Origin of the sequence: Kitasatospora sp. NPDC004799 (assembly GCF_040609095.1) — a bacterium.
Taxonomy (GTDB): Bacteria; Actinomycetota; Actinomycetes; order Streptomycetales; family Streptomycetaceae; genus Kitasatospora.
Map to the genome: position 1 here is coordinate 1 of NZ_JBEXJK010000615.1, position 3314 is coordinate 3314.

Here is a 3314-nt window from a genome sequence, read left to right on the forward strand (position 1 = left end):
GCTCGACCGCATCAACCGCACCGGCACCACGGTGCTGATGGCCACCCACGACCAGGCCATCGTCGACCAGATGCGCAAGCGCGTCATCGAGCTCGCGCAGGCTCTTCGGGCGCATGTCGGTCCAGACCTCGTCGACGTAGGCGGTGCACTCGGCCTCGGTGCCCTCGGTGCCGACGGGCTGCCAGCCGGCCGGTACCTCCAGGTCGGCGGGCCAGAGGGAGTACTGCTCCTCGTCGTTGCGCAGCACCTGGTAGCGGGTGTTCTCGTCCATCTCGTGCTCCTCTGTCGTCGCTGGGAAATCGGGTGGGTGGGTACGGTCAGTGGCTTCCCCGGGCGTGCCGGGCGATCTGCCGCAGGGCGGCGGCGAACTCCTCGGCGGCCCGGCGGACGGCCTCGGTGGGGTGGGCGGCGGGCCGGTGGTGCCAGGTGAAGGCGAGGCGGCCGTGGTGGGCCGCGCCGACCACCTCCAGCGGGTGGGAGCCGCCGTCCCGGGGGTCGTGGTCCTGGCCGAAGGAGCCGAGTTCGGCGCGGACCAGGCCGTCGCCGACGGCCGGGGGCCGGGCGTCCCACTGGCCGAGGTAGTTGAAGACCACCTGGCCGTGTCCGCCGGCGGCCAGGCGCTCGCAGACCTCGGGCGGGCCGAAGGTGCGCAGGGCGCCGAAGCCCAGGCCGTTGCCGGGCACCGCGCGCAGCTGCCGGCGGACGGACTTGACCAGGGCGCGCCAGTCGCGGTCCGGGCCGAGGTCGGCGGGGTCGGGGACGTCGAAGGTGACGGGGTACACGGTGGTGAACCAGCCGACCGTACGGGAGAGGTCGACGCCCTCCAGCAGGTCCTCCCGGCCGTGCCCCTCCAGGTCCAGGCCGATCCGCTCGTGGCCGCTCCAGCGGGCCAGGGCCAGGGCGAGGGCGGCCAGCAGCACGTCGTTGACCCGGGTGGGTAGGCGGCGGGGGCGGCGCGCAGCAGGGCCTCGGTGTCCGCCTCGTCGAGTTCGACGGTGACGGCCGCGCGCTCGCCGTCGCGGTCGGTGCCGCCGGAGCCGCCGGCGCCGCCGGGAAGGGCCGCGCGGGCGCCCACCGCCTGCTCCCAGTAGGGGAGTTCGTGGTCCAGCCCGCCCTCGGCGACGTGGCCGGCGAGCCGGTGCGCCCAGTCCCGGAAGGAGGTGCCGCGCTCCCCCAGGGTGACCGCCTCACCCCGGACGGCCTGCCGGTGGGCGCGCTCCAGGTCGTCGCGCAGCACCCGCCAGGAGACGGCGTCGACGACCAGGTGGTGGGCGACCAGGAGCAGCAGGGCCGGGTGCTCGGGGTGGCCGGTGAACAGGGCGGCGCGCAGCAGCGGGCCGCGGGCCAGGTCGAAGCCGGCGTGCAGCTCGTCGGCGGCCTTGGCCATGGCCTCGTCGGCGGCCTCGGCGGCCTGGCCGCTCAGGTCGTAGCGGAGCAGCAGGTCCTCGGCGGGGGCGGGCGGCGGGTTGAACTGGTGCCAGCCGTCCGCGTCCTGGGTGAAGCGCATCCGCAGGGCGTCGTGGTGCTCCAGCAGGGCGCCGAGGGCGGCGCGCAGCGCCTCCGGGTCGGGGTCGGCGGCGAGTTCGAGCAGGGTGGCCTGGTTGAAGTGGTGGTGGGCGGCGCGCGGGGTGGTCAGGAACCACTCCTGGATCGGGGTGAGCGGCACGTCCCCGGTCACCGGGCCGTCGTCGGCGCGCTCCTCGGCGGTGCGGACGACGGTGGCCAGCCGGGCCACGGTCTGGTGGCTGAACAGGTCCCGGGTGGCCAGCTGCAGGCCGTCCCGGCGCAGCCGGGAGACCACCTGCATGCTGAGCACGGAGTCGCCGCCGAGCAGGAAGAAGTTGTCCTCGGCGCCGACCTCGTCCAGGCCGAGGACGTCCGCCCAGATCCGGGCGATCCGGCGTTCGAGCTCGGTCTCCGGGGCCCGGCCCGGGCCCACCGCCGCCTGGGCGGCCCCGGGGTCGGGCAGGGCCCGCCGGTCGAGCTTGCCGTTGGGGGTGAGCGGCAGGGCGGCCAGCGGGACGTAGGCGGCGGGCACCAGGTAGGCGGGCAGCAGCCGTTCGAGGTGAGCGCGCAGCTCGGCGGCGGACGGCGGCTGCGCCGGGCCTTCGCCGACCACGTGGGCGACCAGCCGGCGGGTGCCGGTGGCGTCCTGGTGGACGCCGACGGTGGCCAGGCCCACGCCCGGGTGGGTCTGCAGGGCGGCCTCGATCTCGCCGGGTTCGATCCGGTAGCCGCGGATCTTGACCTGGTCGTCCGCGCGGCCCAGGTAGCGCAGGGTGCCGTCGACCTGCCGGCGGGCCTTGTCGCCGGTGCGGTACATCCGGGTGCCGGGGGCACCGAACGGGTCGGCGAGGAAGCGGGTGGCGGTCAGGCCGGGCCGGTTGAGGTAGCCGCGGGCCAGGCCCTCGCCCGCCACGTACAGTTCGCCGACCGCGCCCGGCGGCACCGGGGCGAGGTCGCCGTCGAGCAGGTAGAGCCGCAGGTCGGCGAGGCCGGTGCCGATCGGGCCGGGGCCGCCGGCGGTGGCGGTCGCCTGGTCCAGCGGCTGGTGGGTGACGTGGACGGTGGTCTCGGTGATGCCGTACATGTTCACCAGGCGCGGCGCGTCCTCGGGGTGGCGCCGGTACCAGTCGGCGAGCCGGGTGACGTCCAGCGCCTCGCCGCCGAAGACCACCGTGCGCAGCGCCAACCGGCGGGATACGTCCGGGAGTTGGGCGTCGGCGCGGGAGAGCTGGTGGAACGCGGACGGGGTCTGGTTGAGGACGGTGACCCGCTCGTCGGCGAGCAGCCGCAGGAAGTCCTCCGGGGAGCGGGCGGTGTCCTCGGGCACCACCACGAGCCGGCCGCCGTGCAGCAGCGGGCCCCAGAGCTCCCAGACCGAGAAGTCGAAGGTGTAGGAGTGGAAGAGCGTCCAGACGTCCTCGGCGCCGAAGCCGAACAGCTCCCTGGTGGCGTCGAACAGCCGCACCACGTTGGCGTGCGGCACCACGACGCCCTTGGGGCGGCCGGTGGAGCCGGAGGTGAAGATGGCGTAGGCGGGGCTGTCGGGCAGCGGGCGGTGTCCGCGCCCGAGCCGTCCGGCCGGGCGCCGGGCCAGGTCGGCGCGCACCCCGGGGTCGGCCAGGGCCAGGACGGGGACGGGGACCTCGACGCCGGCCGGCTCCTCCAGGGTCACCAGGGCCACCGGGGCGGCGTCGCGCAGCAGTTCGGCGCGGCGGCCGGCGGGCAGCCCGGGGTCGAGCGGCAGGTAGGCCGCGCCGGTCTTGAGGACGGCGAGGACGGCCACCACCAGCTCGGCGGTGCGCGGCAGC

At 76.2% G+C, this 3314-nt stretch carries 1 protein-coding gene and 3 pseudogenes; 1 reads left to right on the forward strand and 3 read right to left on the reverse strand.

Annotation, left to right across the window (positions count from 1 at the left end; genetic code table 11):
- Positions 1-100 (forward strand): annotated as a pseudogene (locus ABZW03_RS38900) (cell division ATP-binding protein FtsE); the annotation flags it as partial.
- An 87-nt stretch (positions 101-187) separates the two neighbouring features.
- On the opposite strand, the pseudogene ABZW03_RS38905 reads toward ABZW03_RS38900, so the two are convergent.
- The 3 genes and pseudogenes from ABZW03_RS38905 to ABZW03_RS38915 form a co-directional block, all read right to left on the reverse strand.
- Positions 188-271 (reverse strand): annotated as a pseudogene (locus ABZW03_RS38905) (MbtH family NRPS accessory protein); the annotation flags it as partial.
- Positions 272-317: 46 nt separating this feature from the next.
- A complete protein-coding gene (locus ABZW03_RS38910) occupies positions 318-920 on the reverse strand; it encodes a condensation domain-containing protein (RefSeq protein WP_355269317.1) in 603 nt (200 codons plus the stop codon).
- Positions 921-1012: 92 nt separating this feature from the next.
- Positions 1013-3292 (reverse strand): annotated as a pseudogene (locus tag ABZW03_RS38915) (amino acid adenylation domain-containing protein); the annotation flags it as partial.
- Between the last annotated feature and the right edge of the window lie 22 nt (positions 3293-3314).